The organism is Stenotrophomonas sp. STEN046, assembly GCF_056759755.1.
Genome location: NZ_JBRRDR010000034.1, coordinates 35,857 through 51,711, shown reverse-complemented (window position 1 = coordinate 51,711; position 15,855 = coordinate 35,857). Strand labels below are relative to the sequence as shown.

14 protein-coding genes are annotated in these 15,855 nt (G+C 68.1%); 3 read left to right on the top strand and 11 right to left on the bottom strand.

Annotated elements, in window-relative coordinates; all coding sequences use genetic code 11:
- Positions 1-100: 100 nt before the first annotated feature.
- The gene (locus ACVOLJ_RS15295; protein ID WP_481564482.1) at positions 101-625 is read right to left on the bottom strand and encodes a GNAT family N-acetyltransferase; all 525 of its coding nucleotides are present in this window, start codon (positions 623-625) and stop codon (positions 101-103) included.
- Positions 626-884: 259 nt separating this feature from the next.
- The gene (locus ACVOLJ_RS15290; protein ID WP_475281091.1) at positions 885-2,861 is read right to left on the bottom strand and encodes a UvrD-helicase domain-containing protein; all 1,977 of its coding nucleotides are present in this window, start codon (positions 2,859-2,861) and stop codon (positions 885-887) included.
- Positions 2,862-2,963: 102 nt separating this feature from the next.
- Here ACVOLJ_RS15290 and ACVOLJ_RS15285 point away from each other — a divergent pair, with 102 nt between their 5' ends.
- Positions 2,964-3,584, top strand: coding sequence for a thymidine kinase (locus ACVOLJ_RS15285; RefSeq protein WP_475281090.1), 621 nt, complete (start codon positions 2,964-2,966; stop codon positions 3,582-3,584).
- Between the two features lie 96 nt (positions 3,585-3,680).
- On the top strand, positions 3,681-4,385 hold the full coding sequence (locus ACVOLJ_RS15280; RefSeq protein ID WP_475281089.1) for a sel1 repeat family protein: 705 nt from the start codon (positions 3,681-3,683) through the stop codon (positions 4,383-4,385).
- Between the two features lie 42 nt (positions 4,386-4,427).
- Here ACVOLJ_RS15280 and ACVOLJ_RS15275 read toward each other — a convergent pair whose 3' ends face one another.
- The 7 genes from ACVOLJ_RS15275 to ACVOLJ_RS15245 all read right to left on the bottom strand — a co-directional run bounded on the left by ACVOLJ_RS15275 (position 4,428) and on the right by ACVOLJ_RS15245 (position 12,640).
- Complete coding sequence (locus ACVOLJ_RS15275; protein ID WP_475281088.1) at positions 4,428-6,032, bottom strand: OpgD/OpgG family glucan biosynthesis protein; 1,605 nt, start codon at positions 6,030-6,032, stop codon at positions 4,428-4,430.
- Positions 6,033-6,080: 48 nt separating this feature from the next.
- Positions 6,081-8,546 carry a serine/threonine-protein kinase gene (locus ACVOLJ_RS15270; protein WP_475281087.1) on the bottom strand — a complete coding sequence of 822 codons (2,466 nt, stop codon included), beginning with the start codon at positions 8,544-8,546 and terminating at the stop codon, positions 6,081-6,083.
- Between the two features lie 20 nt (positions 8,547-8,566).
- Complete coding sequence (locus ACVOLJ_RS15265) at positions 8,567-9,133, bottom strand: ECF-type sigma factor (protein WP_475281086.1); 567 nt, start codon at positions 9,131-9,133, stop codon at positions 8,567-8,569.
- Positions 9,134-9,200: 67 nt separating this feature from the next.
- Positions 9,201-10,013, bottom strand: a complete 813-nt coding sequence (gene mutM, locus ACVOLJ_RS15260) for a bifunctional DNA-formamidopyrimidine glycosylase/DNA-(apurinic or apyrimidinic site) lyase (RefSeq protein WP_481564481.1) — start codon at positions 10,011-10,013, stop codon at positions 9,201-9,203.
- 71 nt (positions 10,014-10,084) lie between these two features.
- On the bottom strand, positions 10,085-10,879 hold the full coding sequence (locus ACVOLJ_RS15255; RefSeq protein WP_475281084.1) for a hypothetical protein: 795 nt from the start codon (positions 10,877-10,879) through the stop codon (positions 10,085-10,087).
- A 229-nt stretch (positions 10,880-11,108) separates the two neighbouring features.
- Positions 11,109-11,441, bottom strand: a complete 333-nt coding sequence (locus tag ACVOLJ_RS15250) for an EF-hand domain-containing protein (protein WP_475281083.1) — start codon at positions 11,439-11,441, stop codon at positions 11,109-11,111.
- Positions 11,438-12,640, bottom strand: a complete 1,203-nt coding sequence (locus ACVOLJ_RS15245) for a DesA family fatty acid desaturase (RefSeq protein ID WP_475281082.1) — start codon at positions 12,638-12,640, stop codon at positions 11,438-11,440. Before ACVOLJ_RS15245 ends, ACVOLJ_RS15250 begins: the two co-directional genes overlap by 4 nt.
- Before the next feature lie 214 nt (positions 12,641-12,854).
- Here ACVOLJ_RS15245 and ACVOLJ_RS15240 point away from each other — a divergent pair, with 214 nt between their 5' ends.
- Positions 12,855-13,613 carry an ABC transporter ATP-binding protein gene (locus ACVOLJ_RS15240; RefSeq protein ID WP_481564484.1) on the top strand — a complete coding sequence of 253 codons (759 nt, stop codon included), beginning with the start codon at positions 12,855-12,857 and terminating at the stop codon, positions 13,611-13,613.
- 129 nt (positions 13,614-13,742) lie between these two features.
- Here the strand turns inward: ACVOLJ_RS15240 and ACVOLJ_RS15235 are convergent, their stop codons facing one another.
- Positions 13,743-14,951, bottom strand: coding sequence for a DUF4785 domain-containing protein (locus ACVOLJ_RS15235; protein ID WP_475281081.1), 1,209 nt, complete (start codon positions 14,949-14,951; stop codon positions 13,743-13,745).
- 11 nt (positions 14,952-14,962) lie between these two features.
- Complete coding sequence (locus ACVOLJ_RS15230; RefSeq protein WP_475281080.1) at positions 14,963-15,841, bottom strand: hypothetical protein; 879 nt, start codon at positions 15,839-15,841, stop codon at positions 14,963-14,965.
- Positions 15,842-15,855: the final 14 nt, after the last annotated feature.

Sequence of the window (15,855 nt, the reverse complement as noted above, 5' to 3'; positions counted from 1 at the left end):
GTCGGGCCAGCCGGCACGTTATATACCGGCCTGGGGGGGGCGGGGGTGGTTGGTGCTGAGTTTTAACCGGGCCCCACCGGGCGGGCGCCACCCACCACGATCAAACCTCGGCCGCGCCGAGCGTGGCGTATAGGCGGCTGGGGCTGTCGATACCCGGCAACTGGATCACCCCGCGTTCCTGCATGCCCAGGCCCAGCAGGATCTTCCCGGACACCACGTTGTCCAGATCGGTAATGCCATACAGGTCCTGCACGCCCAACACGGTGCGCGCATGGTTGAACACCGCGCGTGACGCCTCGCCGGCATAGCCCTGCCCGGCGAAGTCCGACAGCACGGCGTAGCCGATGTCCGGCGCCGGCAGGCCATCGCGGCGCACCAGTCCTGCATTGCCCAGCCAGGCCCCATCGGACAACCGCTCGATCGCGTACATGCCAAAGCCATTCAACGCATAACTGTGCAGCACGCGCAGGGCGATGTACTCGCGCGCCTGTTCCTCGCTGCGCACATTGCGGTCACCGATGAAGCGCACGAAGCCCGGATCGTTGAGCAGCGCCAGCATCGGCGCCGCATCACGGTCGGGTTCAATCGCGCGCAGGCGCAGGCGTTCGCTTTCGATGGGATGCATGCGCAGACCTCCAGCAGAAAGCCTGATTGTGCCCCAGCCCCCGGCTGTTGAATTTGATTTTCTTTGCATTGCCGTGGGAGGACGCGCCCGAAAACTGTCAGAGGCCGGGTGGATGGGCTGCGCAGGGGCGTGAGCCGCATGGATGCGGCGACCGAGCTTACAGGGACGTACTTGCAGCGCCCCCTGCGCAGCCCATCCACCCGGCCAGATCCCAGACACTGCCGCCTCCACCACGGAGGGGCGGCGCCGCTGGAGCGCCTTAGTCGAACAATGCCTCGATCGCCGCCAACCCCGCCGTCGCGCGCTCTTTCTTGCGCACCGCATCGGCCACCGGGTCGGCACCGTCGCGCTGGATCTCCTCGGCCGGTATCTCCTCGAAGAACCGGCTGGGCTTGAGCCGCACATGCTCACCGAACTTGCGCGTCAGCTTGCTGTAGCTCATCCACAGCTGGATCTTGGCACGGGTGATGCCCACGTACAGCAGGCGCCGCTCTTCCTGCAGGTTGCCCTCGTCCAGGCTGACCTGGTGCGGCAGTACGCCGTCCTCGCAGCCGACGATGAACACGTACGGGAATTCCAGGCCCTTGGAGGCATGCATGGTCATCATCCGCACCTGGTTGCCGCCTTCGTCCTTGTCGCTGCGCGACAGCAGCGCCAGCTGACCCGCCAGATCGGCCGCGGTGGCGCCACGCGGGCCACCTTCGAACCACTGCGCGAGTTCTTCGATGTTGTTGGCACGGCGCTGGTAGCTGGCTTCTTCCTTGGCCTGCTGGCGCAGTTCGCTGAGCAGGCCGGATTCCTTGGCCACCTTGCGGATCATGTCGCCGGAGGAAATCTGCCGGGTCTGCGCACGCAGGTCGCGCAGGATATCGGTGAAGCGCGCCAGGCTGTTGGCCGCACGTGGCGGCAACTGCTGCAGCGCACCGATCGCCTCGGCGGCCTGCGCCATCGGCATGTCCTTTTCCGAGGCCAGTTCGGCCAGCTTTGCCAGGGTGCCGGCACCGACTTCACGTTTTGGCGATTGCACCGCACGCAGGAACGCGGTGTCGTCGTCCGGGTTCACCAGCAGCCGCAGCCAGGCCAGCGTGTCCTTCACTTCCTGGCGTTCCAGGAACATGGTGCCACCGGTCAGGTGGTAGGGAATGCGCAGCAGCTGCATCGCCTTTTCCAGCGGACGCGACTGGAAATTGCCACGGAACAGGATGCAGAAATCGCTCCACGGCACCTTGCGCGTCTGCGCGACGAAGGCGATCTCGGCAGCGACCTTCTCCGCTTCGTGTTCGCTGTTGCGGCATTCCCACACGCGGATGCGCTCGCCGTCGGCCTGGTCGCTCCACAGCTTCTTCAGATGCTCGTGCGGGTTGTTGGCGATCAGCGCGTTGGCCGCGCGCAGCACGCGGTTGGAGCAGCGGTAGTTCTGCTCGAGCTTGATGATTTCCAGCGCCGGGTAATCGCGGCCCATCTGCTGCAGGTTTTCCGGATTGGCACCGCGCCAGGCGTAGATCGACTGGTCATCATCACCCACGCAGGTGAAATTGCCCTTGTCACCGGCCAGCTGCTTGAGCAGGCGGTACTGCGCATCGTTGGTGTCCTGGCATTCGTCCACCAGCAGGTAGCCGATGCGTTCGCGCCAGGCCAGCGCGATCTCCGGGTTTTCTTCCAGGATCTGCACCGGCAACCGGATCAGGTCGTCGAAATCGACGGCGTTGAAGGCGCTCAGGCGCAGCTGGTAGCGCTCGTAGATGCCGGCCGCTTCCTTCTCGCGGTTGCTGCGCGCGGCGGCCATCGCCTGTTCCGGCGACAGCCCGGCGTTCTTCGCACGCGACACCAGGTTCTTCATGTCCTCGATGTCGTCGGGCTTGGCGCCGTACATCAGATCCTTGATCTGCGCTGCGGCATCATCGGCATCGAAGATCGAGAAACCGCGCTTGAGGCCAACCGCCGCATGCTCGATCTGCAGGAACTTCAGGCCCAGCGCATGGAAGGTGCAGATGGTGACTTCGTCAGCATCCTGCTCGCGCAGGCGCTTGGCCACGCGCTCGCGCATTTCCTTGGCCGACTTGTTGGTGAAGGTGATCGCGGCGATGCGGCGGGCCGGGTAGCGGCCGCAGCCGATCAGGTGCGCGATCTTTTCCACGATCACGCGCGTCTTGCCGCTGCCGGCACCAGCGAGCACCAGCAGCGGTCCTTCGATGTGCAGGACGGCGGCGGCTTGGGGGGGATTGAGACCGTGCATTGGGTGGGGATTGTAGCGGGCGTTGATGGCGGCCACAGCCACTGGCCGGTGGGCTTGCTGAACAGCCTCGGCCGGCGCCGGACGGCGGCGTACAATCGGCCGATGGCCAAGCTCTATTTCTACTATTCGGCGATGAACGCCGGCAAGACCACCACCCTGCTGCAGAGCGCGCACAACTACCGCGAGCGCGGCATGCGGGTGGCCATCCTTACCCCGCGCCTGGACGACCGGGCCGGCGCCGGCGTGGTCGCCTCGCGGATCGGCCTGCGCGCCGAGGGCATGGCCTTCGAAGGTGACACCGACCTGCAGCAATGGGTCGCGCAGGACCTGCAGGCCAACGGCCCGCTGGGCTGCGTGCTGGTGGACGAGGCGCAGTTCCTCAGCCGCGCCCAGGTCTGGCAGCTCAGCGAGGTGGTCGACCAGCTGCGCATTCCGGTGCTGTGCTATGGCCTGCGCACCGATTTCCGCGGCGAGCTGTTCGAAGGCAGCCAGTACCTGCTGGCCTGGGCCGACGAGATGCAGGAGATCAAGACCATCTGCCACAGCGGCAAGAAGGCGACCATGACCGTGCGTGTGGACGCGCATGGGCATGCCGTGCAGGACGGCCCGCAGGTGGAGATCGGCGGCAACGACCGCTACGTGTCGGTCAGCCGCGCCGAGTTCAAGAAGATCACCCGCGGCGAAGGGCGGATCGACCCGGCGCAGGCACCGCTGCCGTTGTAAGGGGTTGCGCCGGTGCGCCGTGACCTCCAGCGGTTTACAAGCGCGCGCTGTCGCGCCTAGGCTGCGGCTCCCCTGCTGCCGAACTGGAAGTCCGACATGCGTCCCGCCCTCCTGCTGCTGCCGCTGCTGTTCCTGCCCCTGCTGGCCACCGCGGCCGAGCGCCCGTCCGGTGAAGACGATGCGACGGTAATGGGCGCCGGATTCATGGACAGCCACCCGGACATGATGTACCGGCAATGGGGTGTCAATGCCCTGCGACGCAACGATGTCAACGGCGCGATGGACAACTTCCGGCTGGCTGCGCGGTATGCCGACAAGCCAGCCCAGGGCTACCTCGGCGAGATGTACTGGTACGGCGTGCAGCAGCCACGCAATCCGGTCATGGCCTACGCCTGGATGGAGGTCGCGGCCGAACGTGGCTACCCGTTGTTCGTCGAGCTGCGCAACGAGTACTGGGCCACGCTGCCGCTGGAGCAGCATGATGCGGCGCGTGCGCAGGTGAGCGCGCTGCGCGCCGAGTATGGCGACGAGGTCGCGCGCCCGCGCATGGCCGAAGTGCTCAGGAAGGGGCGCCGCGAGATGACCGGCAGCCGCGTCGGCTCGATGTCCAACAACGTCGACATCGTGTACATGGACGGCGGAATCTCACGCACCATCAAGGCCGACCGCCTGTACGACCCCAAGTACTGGGACCCGAAGCAGTACGAGCGCTGGCAGGACGAAACCTGGATGAAGATCCGCCGGGGCACGGTGGAAGTGGGCGTGCCGACCCAGTCGCACGCCACCGACGGCAAGCCCTGAAACGACGGTGCCGGCGTGTAGCCGGCACCGCACCGCATCGGTTCAGTACAGCGTGCGCTCCGGCGCGCCGGCCGGCGGCGGGCTGTACTGGTACAGCCAGGTCTCGGTCAGGGTCTTGCCACCACTGCGCAGGTACAGGCGGATGTCGATCTGGTCGGTGCTGCCGTCCGGCGGTACCAGGTCGAACATCGCGCGGTAGCCCTTGATCTCGCGCAGCGGTCGCGCCGATACGATCTCGACCCGGCCACGGCTGGTTTCAACCACCGCTTCCACCTCGCCCTTGTCGATCAGGCTGGCCAGTTCGCCGCCTTCGAAATCGACCGCGAAGCGCCAGGAGAAATACTCGCGCTTCTTGCCGATCACCCCACCCAGGCCGGTACGGCTGGCCACGCAATGGGCCAGCGGCGTATGCGCCGGTGGCTGCGCGCCCCAGTACAGACGATAGCCGACCAGCAGTTCCTGGCCCGGCTGCGGCTTTTCCTTCGGGTTCCAGAACGCCACGATGTTGTCGAAGGTTTCATCGACGGTGGGAATCTCCACCAGCTGCACCGAACCTTCGCCCCACTCGCCCTTGGGTTCCACCCACAGGCACGGGCGCTTCTCGTAGAACACGCCGTCGTCCTGGTAGTGGTCGAAGTTGCGGTCACGCTGCAGCAGGCCGAAACCGCGCGGGTTGCGATCGACGAACATGTTGAAGCGCAGGTTGCGCGGGTTGCACAGCGGGCGCCAGATCCATTCGCCGGCACCGGTCCACAGTGACAGGCCATCGGTATCGTGGATCTCCGGGCGCCAGTCCCAGCCCATGCGGCGATCGTTCTCGCCCACCTGGTACATGCTGGTGCACGGGGCGATGCCCAGCCGCTCGATGGTCGTGCGCGGGTACAGCGCGCTGTCGATGTCCATCAGCAGCACATCGCCGTTGGTGACCGCGAAGCGGTAGGCGCCGGCCACGCTGGGCGAATCCAGCAGCGCATAGACGATGATCGTGTCCGAATCGGCGGCCGGCTGTTCCAGGTAGTAGGCGATGAAGTCGGGGAATTCTTCCGGCTTGCCCATGCCGGTATCGATGGCCAGGCCACGCGCGGACTGCCCGTACTGGCCTTCCTTGCCCACCGCGCGGAAGTAGCTGGCGCCGAGGAACGCGGCAAAATCGCGATCGGTATCCTTGCGGGTGTTGAGGCGGAAGCCGGCAAAACCGAGGTCGGCCGGCAGCTCGCCGTTCTTCAGGCCACTCTTGCCGTAATTGAACGCGGCGCCGTCATAGGCCAGCTCCTGCGCCTTGCCATCGACCACATCGAACATGCGCACCGGCGAATGGAAGTACAGGCCCAGGTGGAAGAACTTGGCCTGGAATTTTCCGGGCTGGTCGGCCCACAGGGCATGGTCCTGGCGATAGCCGATGGACTGGTACTGGTCCCAGTCCAGCGCCTCCAGGCGCCCTGGCAGTACCCGCTTGTGGCTCTTGTAGGGCGCCTGGGACAGCGCGCGCGCCTGGCCCTTGAGCGTGGCGAAATCGAACGGCTGCGGCTGGCCCAGCCGGCGCAGGCCGAGCTGGCCGTTCTTGCTGGCCGCACAGGCCGGCAGTGACGGCAGGCCGAAGGCGGCCAGGGCCAGGGAGGCATTGCGGAGGAAATCGCGTCGTTGCATGCAGGCGCGGAAGCAAGGGGAAGGTCGGCCATCATAGGCAGACAAACGTTAACGGGCAGCGGTGGAATCAATCGGCTGTTCAGCCTGCGCCAGTGCAGCCAGCCGCGCGTCCAGGTCACGCAGGACCGGCGCCCGCGGCCCCCGCTGGGCCAGCAGCAGCTGCCGCGCTTCGGCCAGGACACTGCGCGCCGCGGCAACCTGGCCTGCTGCCTGCAGGGCATCGCCCTGCGCCAGCAGGGCCTGCGGCAGCAATGCAACGTGGTCGGGCTGGCGCCAGATCTCCGCTGCGCGGGCGTAGTGCGCGGCAGCCGCCAGTGGATCGCCGCTGGCGCTGGCCCATTTGCCCAGCGCGAATTCACCGTGGCCGATCTCGCGGTGGCGCGGCCCCAGCGCACCCAGCAGCTGCGCCTGCACCTGCCGCAGTTCCTGCCCGGCCAGCGCGCGCTGGCCCCGCTGCAGGGCCAGCAGGGCCCGTGCACGGCGGACCACCAGCGCCTCGGGATGGCGCGGTCCCCACGCTTCCTGCGCCGCCTGCCAGGCCAGTTCCAGTTCGGCCGCAGCGGCCTGCGTGTTGCCCTGCCGGGCCAGCACGTCACCCAGCTGGCGATGCAGGCTGATCACCTGCGGGCTGCGCGCGTCGGCGGGCTGGCCCAGCAGTGCCAGCGCCTGCCGATAGCCGGCCAGCGCCGCTGGCAGGCGCCCGGCCGTTGCATCCAGGGCCGCCAGGTCGGCCAGTGATTCGGCGCGGCCGAAGCGCTCGACGATGCCCTGGTGGCGCAGGGCCAACGCCTGCTGGAAGGCGAGCCGCGCAGCATCGCCATTGCCCAGCTGGGCCTGGCAGCGGCCGAGCTGACTGTGGAACTCGGCAACTGCCGCCGGCAGGGCCGCAGCTTCGCTGGCGGCCAGGGCCTGCACTGGCTGCAGGTGGGCCAGGCAGTCACGGTCACGCCCCAGCATGCGCAGCGCGCGCGCGCGTTGGGTCACCGCTTCGATCTGCAGGGCCGGCGGCACCTGCCCGACCTGCTGCAGCAGCTGGCGTTGCCGGTCCAGGGTCTGCAGGGCGAGCTGGTAATCCCCCAGGCCGATGCGCAGGCGGCCGATCACGCCTTCCAGTTCGGCCAGCGCCAGCGGCTGATCGGCCAGCTCGGCTTCGCCACGCTGCTGCCCGGTGGCCAGCAGCTGTGGCACATCGAAATGCCCGTGACGCTGGCTGGCCGCCTTGTCGAACAGGCCGACGGTGAAATCCTGCATGGCCTGTGCACGTGCCATTTCCACCCGCGCCTGACGTGCCTGCCACAGGGCGGTGGAGGTGGCCAGCAGCAGTGCCAGCACCGATACCGTGACCAGTGCCACACCCCAGCGGTGGCGGCCTACGTACTTGCGCATCCGGTAGCCAACGCCCGGGGGCCGCGCCAGTATCGGCTGCCCCTGCAGGTGGCGGCGAAGATCGCCAGCCAACGCTTCGGCCGAGGCGTAGCGCTGCGCGGGATCCTTCTGCAGGGCCTTCTCCAGCAGTACGTCCAGATCGCCCCGCAACCGCCGTGCCTGCCGCTGCAAGGCGCGCCGGGGAGCCCCCGGCTCGGCTGCCAGGCGCTTCAGCAGCGCCGACGCGCGCGGTGCCTGTACGTCCAGGATCGAACGTTCCCATTCGGCATCGCTGTGCCGGCGCAGGCGGTAGGGTTTGTGCCCGGTGACCACCTCGAACAGCACCACGCCCAGCGAATAGACATCGGTCAGGGTGGTCATCGCTTCGCCACGGACCTGCTCGGGTGCCGCGTAGTGCAGGGTGAAGGCGCGGATTTCAGTCGCCGGATGTGCCGTGTTCGCATCCTCGTGGTCGAGCAGCTTGGCGATGCCGAAGTCGAGCAGCTTCACCGTGCCATCGGCGCGCACCAGGATGTTGGACGGCTTCAGGTCGCGGTGCACGACCAGGTTGGCATGCGCATGGCTGACCACCGCACAGACCTGCAGCATCAGCTGCAGGCGCGTTTCCAGCGGCGGCTGCAGGCGCCGGCAGTAGTCGCTGATCGGTTCGCCTTCCACATAATCCAGTGCCAGGTAGGGTTGCCCGTGCTGGTCCACGCCCGCATCCAGCAACTGGGCCAGATGCGGATGCTGGAGACGGGCCAGGATCTGCCGCTCACGGCCGAAGCGCTGGCGCAGGCCGGGATCGGCAACGCCGCTGCGAAGCAGCTTCAGCGCGACCTGGCGCTGGTAGAGGCCGTCGCAGCGCTCTGCCAGCCACACCTCGCCCATGCCCCCTTCACCCAGGGGGCGCAGCAGCCGGTAGGGGCCGACTTCACTGCCGGCGCGACCCGGTGGCGGTGCGGTCCACAGCGGCTGGGCCATGAAGTCATGGCTGTCCGCTTCCTGCTGCAGCAGGTGCCGCAGCTCCTCGCCCAAGGTCGGGTCCTGCGCACTCAGCCGCTGCAGGCGCAACTGGCGCGCTGCCGGGGCCAGTTCCAGCAACTGGTCCAGCCAGGACGACAGTTGCTGCCAGCGGGCGGCGTCCATCGGTGTGCTCGGTGCCCGGCTCAGTCGCTGCGCATCGCGGCCAGCAGGAACAACCGGGCCTTCTGCCAGTCGCGGCGGATGCTGCGTTCCGAGCGTTGGCTCAGCTCAGCGATCTCCAGTTCGGAAAGACCTGCGAAGTAGCGCAGTTCCACCACCCGTGCCAGATGCGCGTCCACGGCCTGCAGGCGCTCCAGGGCCACGTCCAGCGCCAGCAGGTCTTCGTCCAGGCGCACGCCGCTGCTGCTGTTCTCGGGAATCTCGGCGACCCGCTTCAGATCGCCGCCGCGCTTGCGCGCCAAGCGGTTGCGCGCATAGTCCACGACCACGCTGCGCATTGCCGAGGCGGCGTAGGCGAAGAAGTGCGCGCGGTCTTCAAAGCGCGCCGCACCCCGGCTGCCGAGCAGTTTCAGGTAGGACTCGTGCACCAGCGAGGTTGCATCCAGCGTGCGCCCCTGCTGCCCGGCCAGCTGTCGCCGGGCCATGCTGTGCAGTTCCTGGTACAGGGTGGTGAGCACGCGGTCGAGCGCACCGCGGTCGCCGCTGCGCGCAGCGTCCAGCCAGACGGTGATATCCGGTCCCTCATCCATCGCCAACGCCCCCGCAGCGGATGTTGGCTGGACTATAGCGCTGCCGGTGTGCAGCGCATGAAGACGTTCAGCGCTGGCAGTGGCTGCACCAGACGCTGGCGCGCTGGCCGATGGTGGCGTGCTTCAGCACGCGGCCACAGGATGGGCAGGGCAGGCCATCGCGGCCATAGACCAGCAGCTCCTGCTCGAAGTAGCCGGGGGCACCATCGGGGCTGATGAAATCGCGCAGGGTGGTACCGCCACGGGTGATGGCGTAGTCCAGCGTTTCCTTCACCGCCGTGGCCAGCCGCTGGTAGCGTTCGCGCGACACCTTGCCGGCCTCGCGCAGCGGGCTGATGCCGGCCTTGAACAGGCTTTCGGCCGCGTAGATGTTGCCCACGCCGACCACCACGGCCTGGTCCATCAGGAAGGTCTTCACCGGCGCGCTGCGGCCACGGCTGCGCGCGAACAGGTAATTGCCGTCGAAGGCGTCGTCCAGCGGTTCCGGGCCCAGCCCCTGCAGCAGCGGATGGATCTCGCCGGCCGGCTGCCAGAGCAGGCTGCCGAAGCGGCGCGGGTCGTTGAAGCGCAGCAGACGGCCGTTGTCCAGGCTGATGTCGACGTGGTCATGCGCGCGCAGCGGCGTGTCACCCGGCAGCACGCGCAGGCTGCCGGACATGCCCAGGTGCAGCACGGCACTGCCTGCGGCGGTATCCAGCAACAGGTACTTGGCACGGCGGCGCACCGCTTCGATGCGCTGGCCAGGCAGCTGCCCGGCCACTTCCGGCGGGATCGGCCAGCGCAGGTCGGCGCGGCGCAGGATCACCCCATGCACGCGGCGCCCCTGCAGGTGCGGCGCCAGGCCGCGACGGGTGGTTTCTACTTCGGGCAGTTCGGGCATGCGCTGATTCTAGCGCCCCGGCCCATGCGCAGACGTGACCGCGCCCGGCCTGGCCGCGGTCACGCGGGGCGTCAGGCTTCCTGGCCTTCAGCGGGTGCCTGGATGGCTACCGGGGCGGTGTCGGGAAACAATGTGGGGAGCGTCTCCACAAAGCTGGCCACGCAGGCTTCGGCGTAGCGCTCGGCGGTCTGCCTGACCAGGGCGTAGTCGTCGGCCTGCCACGCTTCCAGCGACGCCGACACCGGCTCGGCAATGCGGCAATGTGCGCCTTCGCCACCGGTCAGGCGCATGGTCGGCAGCTTGCGCCGGTACGGGAAGCCCAGATCCACGTTCTGGCGCAGCTCGTATTCGGTCTCGGCGTTGCCGAGTTCCTTGTAGATCAGGGTGAAGTCACCCACGGTGACCTGGACAGGCCGCGACTGCTCGGGGATGGCGCCAGGATGGGTGCTGAAGTACGCCGCCAGGGCCGCGCGTGCCTGCTGCTCCATCGAACTGAAGGCCGGATTCGGCACGGTGTCCACACGGGTACCCTTCAACTGATCCTTGCTGAAGCCGCGGCCACCGATGACACCGGCAAACAGCGATACGGCCGCCTGTGCCGCCACGACCTTGCCCGTCGTGGAGCGTTGTACCAGGCGCAGCGCGCGGTCACCGATCGGCTGGCCGTCGGCATTGGTCTCCAGCTTGGTGCTGGTCGGAACCCGGTGTTCCCAGGCGGGCGCCGGTGCCACCGTCGCGGCGTCGGCAGCCTGCTGCGGCTCGGAGGCGGCGGTCACCGCGGCCGCCGGTTCATCGGCCAGCGCCGGTGCGGCGAACACGAGGCCGCCAAGCAGGGTGGCAGTGAGAAGGGCAGGATTTGCTTTCATGGGGGGTCCTAGGGCATCGGTCAGGCCAGCACGGGCGACCCCAACAGGCATCGATCATCGCAACGGCACTGCTTCAACCTCCATGTCCCCACGACCGCGTTCCCTCACGGTCGACATGCCAAGCCCGCACTGTCTCTGCTGATCGACCGGCGCGCCGGGATCGAGTCGTGCACAGCATCGGCCGTGCAGTCGGAAACTTTAGCCCGGGCGGCCGCGCGGCCGCCCCACGTCAGCGCGGCGGCGCCGACAGTTCGCGCGCATCCAGGAAGCCATCACCGTTGGCATCCTGCTTGTGGAAGCGCTGCACGATCACCTGCCGCTGCTGCTCGCGGGTGATCGCCCTGCCCTTGCCGCCGGGCAGTTCGTCAGCGCTCAGCACACCGTCGCTGTTGCGGTCCATGCGATCGAAGGCGTACAGCATCCACTGCACGTACTCAGCTTCGCTGACCTTGCCGTCACCGTCGCTGTCCATGCGCTGCAGATAGCTGGCGGTGTCGCTGACCTGGGCCAGGGCGGCCGGTGCCACCAGCAGGGCCAGCAGTGCCGCGCTGGCTGCCTTCATGCACCCACCAGCGTGTAGCCCTTCAGCCGCGCGGCATAGGCCTGCAGTGCGGCGATGCCGCTTTCCTCGGCTTCGCGGCACCAGGCCTGCAGGTGCCGCAGGCGCTCGGCGGCATCGTGGCCACGCGCCTCCAGCAGCGTCGCCAGGCGCGCACGGTATTCCACCAGAACCCGGATGCGCGGGCGCTGCGCAACCCAGTCACTGAGCTGGGCACGACTGTCCGGCTTCAGCCAACGACCGTCGTTGACCAGGCCACGGCGCAACCGCCGCGGCAGCATGCGGCGCAGCTTGGCGCCGGCCAGCCGGGCCTCTTCGCGCAGTGCCGGCATGAACACGTTGCGCTGGTAATCGGTCATGGCCTGGAAGCGGTGCGACAGCAGGGCTTTCAGGGTGTCCGCGTCGGGCACGGCGATGTTGGGCCGCACGTCCATGGCCGGCGCCACGCGCAGTACCTTGGCCAGGCGCAGCATCTGCAGCAGCCGGATGGCGCTCCAGCCAATATCGAATTCCCAGCGGCGCATCGCAAAGCGTGCCGAGCTGGGGAAGGCATGATGGTTGTTGTGCAGTTCTTCGCCACCGATCCACACGCCCCACGGGGTCAGGTTGGTGGAGGTGTCGGCCGACTCGTAGTTGCGATAGCCCCACCAGTGGCCCAGGCCGTTGACCACACCGGCGGCCCAGAACGGAATCCAGGCCATCTGGATCGCCCACAGCGCCACGCCCGGCAGGCCGAACAACACCGTGTTGATGGCAAACAGCAGGACCGGGCCGAAGGTGGCATACGGGGTGTACAGCCGACGCTCGATCGCATCCTCCGGGGTGCCGCGGCCGTACTGCTCGATGTCCGCGCGCAGGCCACGGGCTTCGCGGTACAGCTCCACACCACGCCAGAACACCTGGCCGATGCCGCGGGTGACCGGGCTGTGCGGGTCATCCTCGGTTTCCACCTTTGCATGATGCTTGCGATGGATGGCCACCCACTCCTTGGTGATCATCGAAGTGGTCAGCCAGGTCCAGAAGCGGAAGAAATGCGCGACCGCCGGGTGGAAGTCCACGCCCCGGTGGGCCTGGCTGCGGTGCAGGTAGAGGGTGACCGAGAAGATCGTCAGCTGGGTGAAGACCAGCAGCACCAGCGCCAGCTGCCACCAGCCCAGGCCCAGCACGCCACCGCTCAGCAGGGAGATCAGGACATCGGACATGACGGCTCTCCAGATCGACGCAGGGTGGCAGACATGATGGGCGCTTGCGTTGCAAACTGCACCCTGCACCGCTGGATTGGCCGCGCCATTCCGTGGCTTCGTTCACAGTTGGGGAACCGTGTTGTCGAGCCTTGATCCGCGCACCCGCGCCGTAGACCCTGCCCTGCCCGCCCGGAGCGAGCCGCCATTGATCGAACTGGACCAGGCCAGCGTGATGCGCGGCCAGGTGAAGGTCCTGCACGGCCTCAGCCTGCGCATCGCGCAGGGCCAGCACACCGCTCTGCTGGGCCCCAATGGCTGCGGCAAGTCGACCTTCATCAAGCTGATCACCCGCGAGCTGTATCCGTTGGCACAGGCCGATGGCCGGGTGGCGGTGAAGGTGCTGGGGCAGAACCGCTGGCAGGTGGACCGGCTGCGCTCGCAGCTGGGCATCGTCACCGGCGACCTCAGCAGCAACCTGTCCGACATGCCGGGGCTGACCGTGGAACAAGCCGTGCTGTCAGGCTTCTTCGCAAGCTACGTGGTGCCGGCGTTCCGCGAAGTCACCGCCGACATGCTTGCGCGCGTTGGCGAGACCCTGGCCATGACAGGGGCCCAGGCCCTGCGTGGGCGTGCCTACGCCGAGCTGTCGGCCGGTGAGACCCGCCGCGTGCTGATCGCCCGTGCACTGGTCAACCGACCGCAGGCACTGTTGCTCGATGAACCTTCCACCGGGCTGGACCTGGTGGCCCGCCAGCAGTTGATCGCCACCATGCGTGTGCTGGCGCAGCAGGGCATCACCCTGGTGCTGGTCACCCACCACATCGAGGAAGTGATTCCCGAGATCGAACGGGTGGTGCTGCTGCGCGACGGCCGCGTTCTGGCCGATGGCGCGCGCGCGGAGCTGCTGCGCGATGAGCCGCTGTCGGCGGTGTTCGGTGGTTCGATCACGGTGGTCGAGCAGGAAGGTCGGCTGACCGCGTACGCGGGGTGACGACACGCCACTGCAGAGCCGAGCTCACGCTCGGCTGCTCCTGATCACGGCAAACGGCCGCCGAGCATGGGCTCGGCTCAACAGGAAGCAATGCAGCGGGCCGGATGTTCCGGCCCACCACACCTTCCCTCAGAACCGTAGTGCCAGCGCGCGCGATTCGATCGGTGCCATCCGGCTCTGGTCCTGCAGTTGCAGGTCACGCAGTTCGTAGGGTGCGCCGAAGCCGGCCGGCAGCGCGGCCTGGTTGAACGGCAGCACCAGCTCACCGCGACCCGGGCCTTCGAACCATGCCGCCGCATGCGCCTGTGCTACCGGCTGCAACTGGCCATTGGCGGCGGTGGCATACAACGTACCGCGCGCCTCGTAGCGACCGGCAGCGGCCACCTGCAGCGGCAGGCTGACCTGGCGACTGGCCGGATCCGGGGTGGCCTGGCCGATGAAGCGGGCCGTGGGTCGGGCGACGGCAAAGGCGACCTTGCCATCACGCAGCACCCCCTCGGCCTGGGCAAATACCTGCAGTTCCCACAGGCCCTGTGCGTTGCTGGCCTCCGCCGGAATGCGTACCTGCGCGCGCAGGCTGCCATCGGTGGTGCGCAGCAGGCGCTGCGGCCAGCTGCGGCCGTCGGGTGCGACCAGCAGCGCTTCACCGCCGAGGCTGCCACGGCGTGTACGCAACGCCGCCGCACTGGCACCGTCTTCCAGCAACCGCGCCTGTACCTGCAGGCTGCCACCGGCCAGCACCTGCGCCTGGCTGGCCTGCACTTCCATCCGCAGCGGGCTGTTGGGCTCCAGCACCTGCACCACATAGCGCCCTTTCGCCTGCGCGCTCTGCAACCGATAGGCACCTGGCACGCTGCTGGCGCCGGTGCGCAGCATGCTGCTGCCATCGGTAACCGGCATGCCGGCAGCCTGCAGCTGGCGGGCATCGACACTGCGCGCAACACTGCTGTTTCCGGCCGGATCGCGCACCTGCAGTGCGCTGGCCGGCAACACCTGTGCACCGGCGGCCGGGCTGATCTGGATCACGGCGTCGGCGGCGGTCAGCGGCAGGTCCAGGCCGCGCTGCAGCTGCGCCGCATCCACCTGCTGCCAGTAGCTGCGGCTGACGGCCGCCTGGGGGCCTGGGGTCTGCAGTGGCTGCGCCGGGTCCAACGCCCAGGCAAAGGCCAACGGCGCGCGCTCGCTTTGCTCGGCAGGCAGGGGGGCGGCAACCAGCGCCGCCGGTATCTGGTCGCCGGCAGCGGCGACCTGCAGTGGCTGCGCGGCCTGCAGCGGCGCGGTGGAAAGCACCGCCAGCACGGCGGCAGCCAGCAGGGTGGAATGGATCGAACGGGTCATCGTGTTCTCCCTTACTGGGTCAGGTCGTTGCGCAGGAGGGTGCCCAGACCGAAGCACTCGCGGCGGCTCTGGTTGTGGCTGAGCGGCTCGGCGCCCTGGGTGCGCGCCTTGTCGGTGAACCACACTGTGCCGGCCGCCTTCTGGCTGCTGCATTCCAGGAAGCCATCGGAGCAGGACGACAACCAGTTCTGGGTGAATTCCAGGCCGACGTTGGCGGCATACCCGCCGCAGTAGCTGTTGCTGTCCCACACCGCCGATTCGACATCGCTGCCGACCATCGCGCGGAAGGGCTTTGGCAACGCCGGACGACCCGCCGTGCCGTACAGGTTCTGCGCGTTGTAGGTCGCCATGTGGCCGACCTGCTGCATGCGCACCGCATCGTTCTTGTAGCCCAGCAGCCAGCCCAGCGAGGTTTCAAACGTGTTGCCGTTGAGCACGGCATCGGCCAGCGGCGTACCCGCCGAGGACGGTGCCAGCGCGGTGACCTTGCGCACCCGGCTGATGATCTTCGGATAGCGGCTGTCGTAGGTCGGGTTGGACAGGATCCAGCGCATCACGTTGCCGCCGTTGGAATGGGTGATCACCACCAGCTGGGTGATGCCACGGCTGTCGATGAAGCCGGTCAGCTGGTTGGCCAGGCAGCCGGCGGCCTCCGGCTTCCACATGTACTGGGTGAAGTCGCAGTTGATGACCACGTAGTTGCTGCTGTTGGGCAGGCCCTGGCGCACGGTGTCGATGATGGCGGGCTGCCAGTAGTCCTGGGTGGCATTGGTCTGCGCGCCGGTGCCGTGTACGAAGGCCACGCCGTAGACCTCGGCGGCCTGCGCCGGTTGCATCGCCAGCCCCAACAGCAGGGCCAGCACGGTACTTCCTGTTGCGGTGCTGCGCATCGCGTCTCTCCCTC

Excerpts from the sequence above, each read along its gene's own strand:
- ACVOLJ_RS15295 (WP_481564482.1), bottom strand. The coding sequence starts at position 625 with ATGCATCCCATCGAAAGCGAACGCCTGCGCCTGCGCGCGATTGAACCC.
- ACVOLJ_RS15290 (WP_475281091.1), bottom strand. The coding sequence starts at position 2,861 with ATGCACGGTCTCAATCCCCCCCAAGCCGCCGCCGTCCTGCACATCGAA.
- ACVOLJ_RS15285 (WP_475281090.1), top strand. The coding sequence starts at position 2,964 with ATGGCCAAGCTCTATTTCTACTATTCGGCGATGAACGCCGGCAAGACC.
- ACVOLJ_RS15280 (WP_475281089.1), top strand. The coding sequence starts at position 3,681 with ATGCGTCCCGCCCTCCTGCTGCTGCCGCTGCTGTTCCTGCCCCTGCTG.
- ACVOLJ_RS15275 (WP_475281088.1), bottom strand. The coding sequence starts at position 6,032 with ATGCAACGACGCGATTTCCTCCGCAATGCCTCCCTGGCCCTGGCCGCC.
- ACVOLJ_RS15270 (WP_475281087.1), bottom strand. The coding sequence starts at position 8,546 with ATGGACGCCGCCCGCTGGCAGCAACTGTCGTCCTGGCTGGACCAGTTG.
- ACVOLJ_RS15265 (WP_475281086.1), bottom strand. The coding sequence starts at position 9,133 with ATGGATGAGGGACCGGATATCACCGTCTGGCTGGACGCTGCGCGCAGC.
- mutM (WP_481564481.1), bottom strand. The coding sequence starts at position 10,013 with ATGCCCGAACTGCCCGAAGTAGAAACCACCCGTCGCGGCCTGGCGCCG.
- ACVOLJ_RS15255 (WP_475281084.1), bottom strand. The coding sequence starts at position 10,879 with ATGAAAGCAAATCCTGCCCTTCTCACTGCCACCCTGCTTGGCGGCCTC.
- ACVOLJ_RS15250 (WP_475281083.1), bottom strand. The coding sequence starts at position 11,441 with ATGAAGGCAGCCAGCGCGGCACTGCTGGCCCTGCTGGTGGCACCGGCC.
- ACVOLJ_RS15245 (WP_475281082.1), bottom strand. The coding sequence starts at position 12,640 with ATGTCCGATGTCCTGATCTCCCTGCTGAGCGGTGGCGTGCTGGGCCTG.
- ACVOLJ_RS15240 (WP_481564484.1), top strand. The coding sequence starts at position 12,855 with ATGCGCGGCCAGGTGAAGGTCCTGCACGGCCTCAGCCTGCGCATCGCG.
- ACVOLJ_RS15235 (WP_475281081.1), bottom strand. The coding sequence starts at position 14,951 with ATGACCCGTTCGATCCATTCCACCCTGCTGGCTGCCGCCGTGCTGGCG.
- ACVOLJ_RS15230 (WP_475281080.1), bottom strand. The coding sequence starts at position 15,841 with ATGCGCAGCACCGCAACAGGAAGTACCGTGCTGGCCCTGCTGTTGGGG.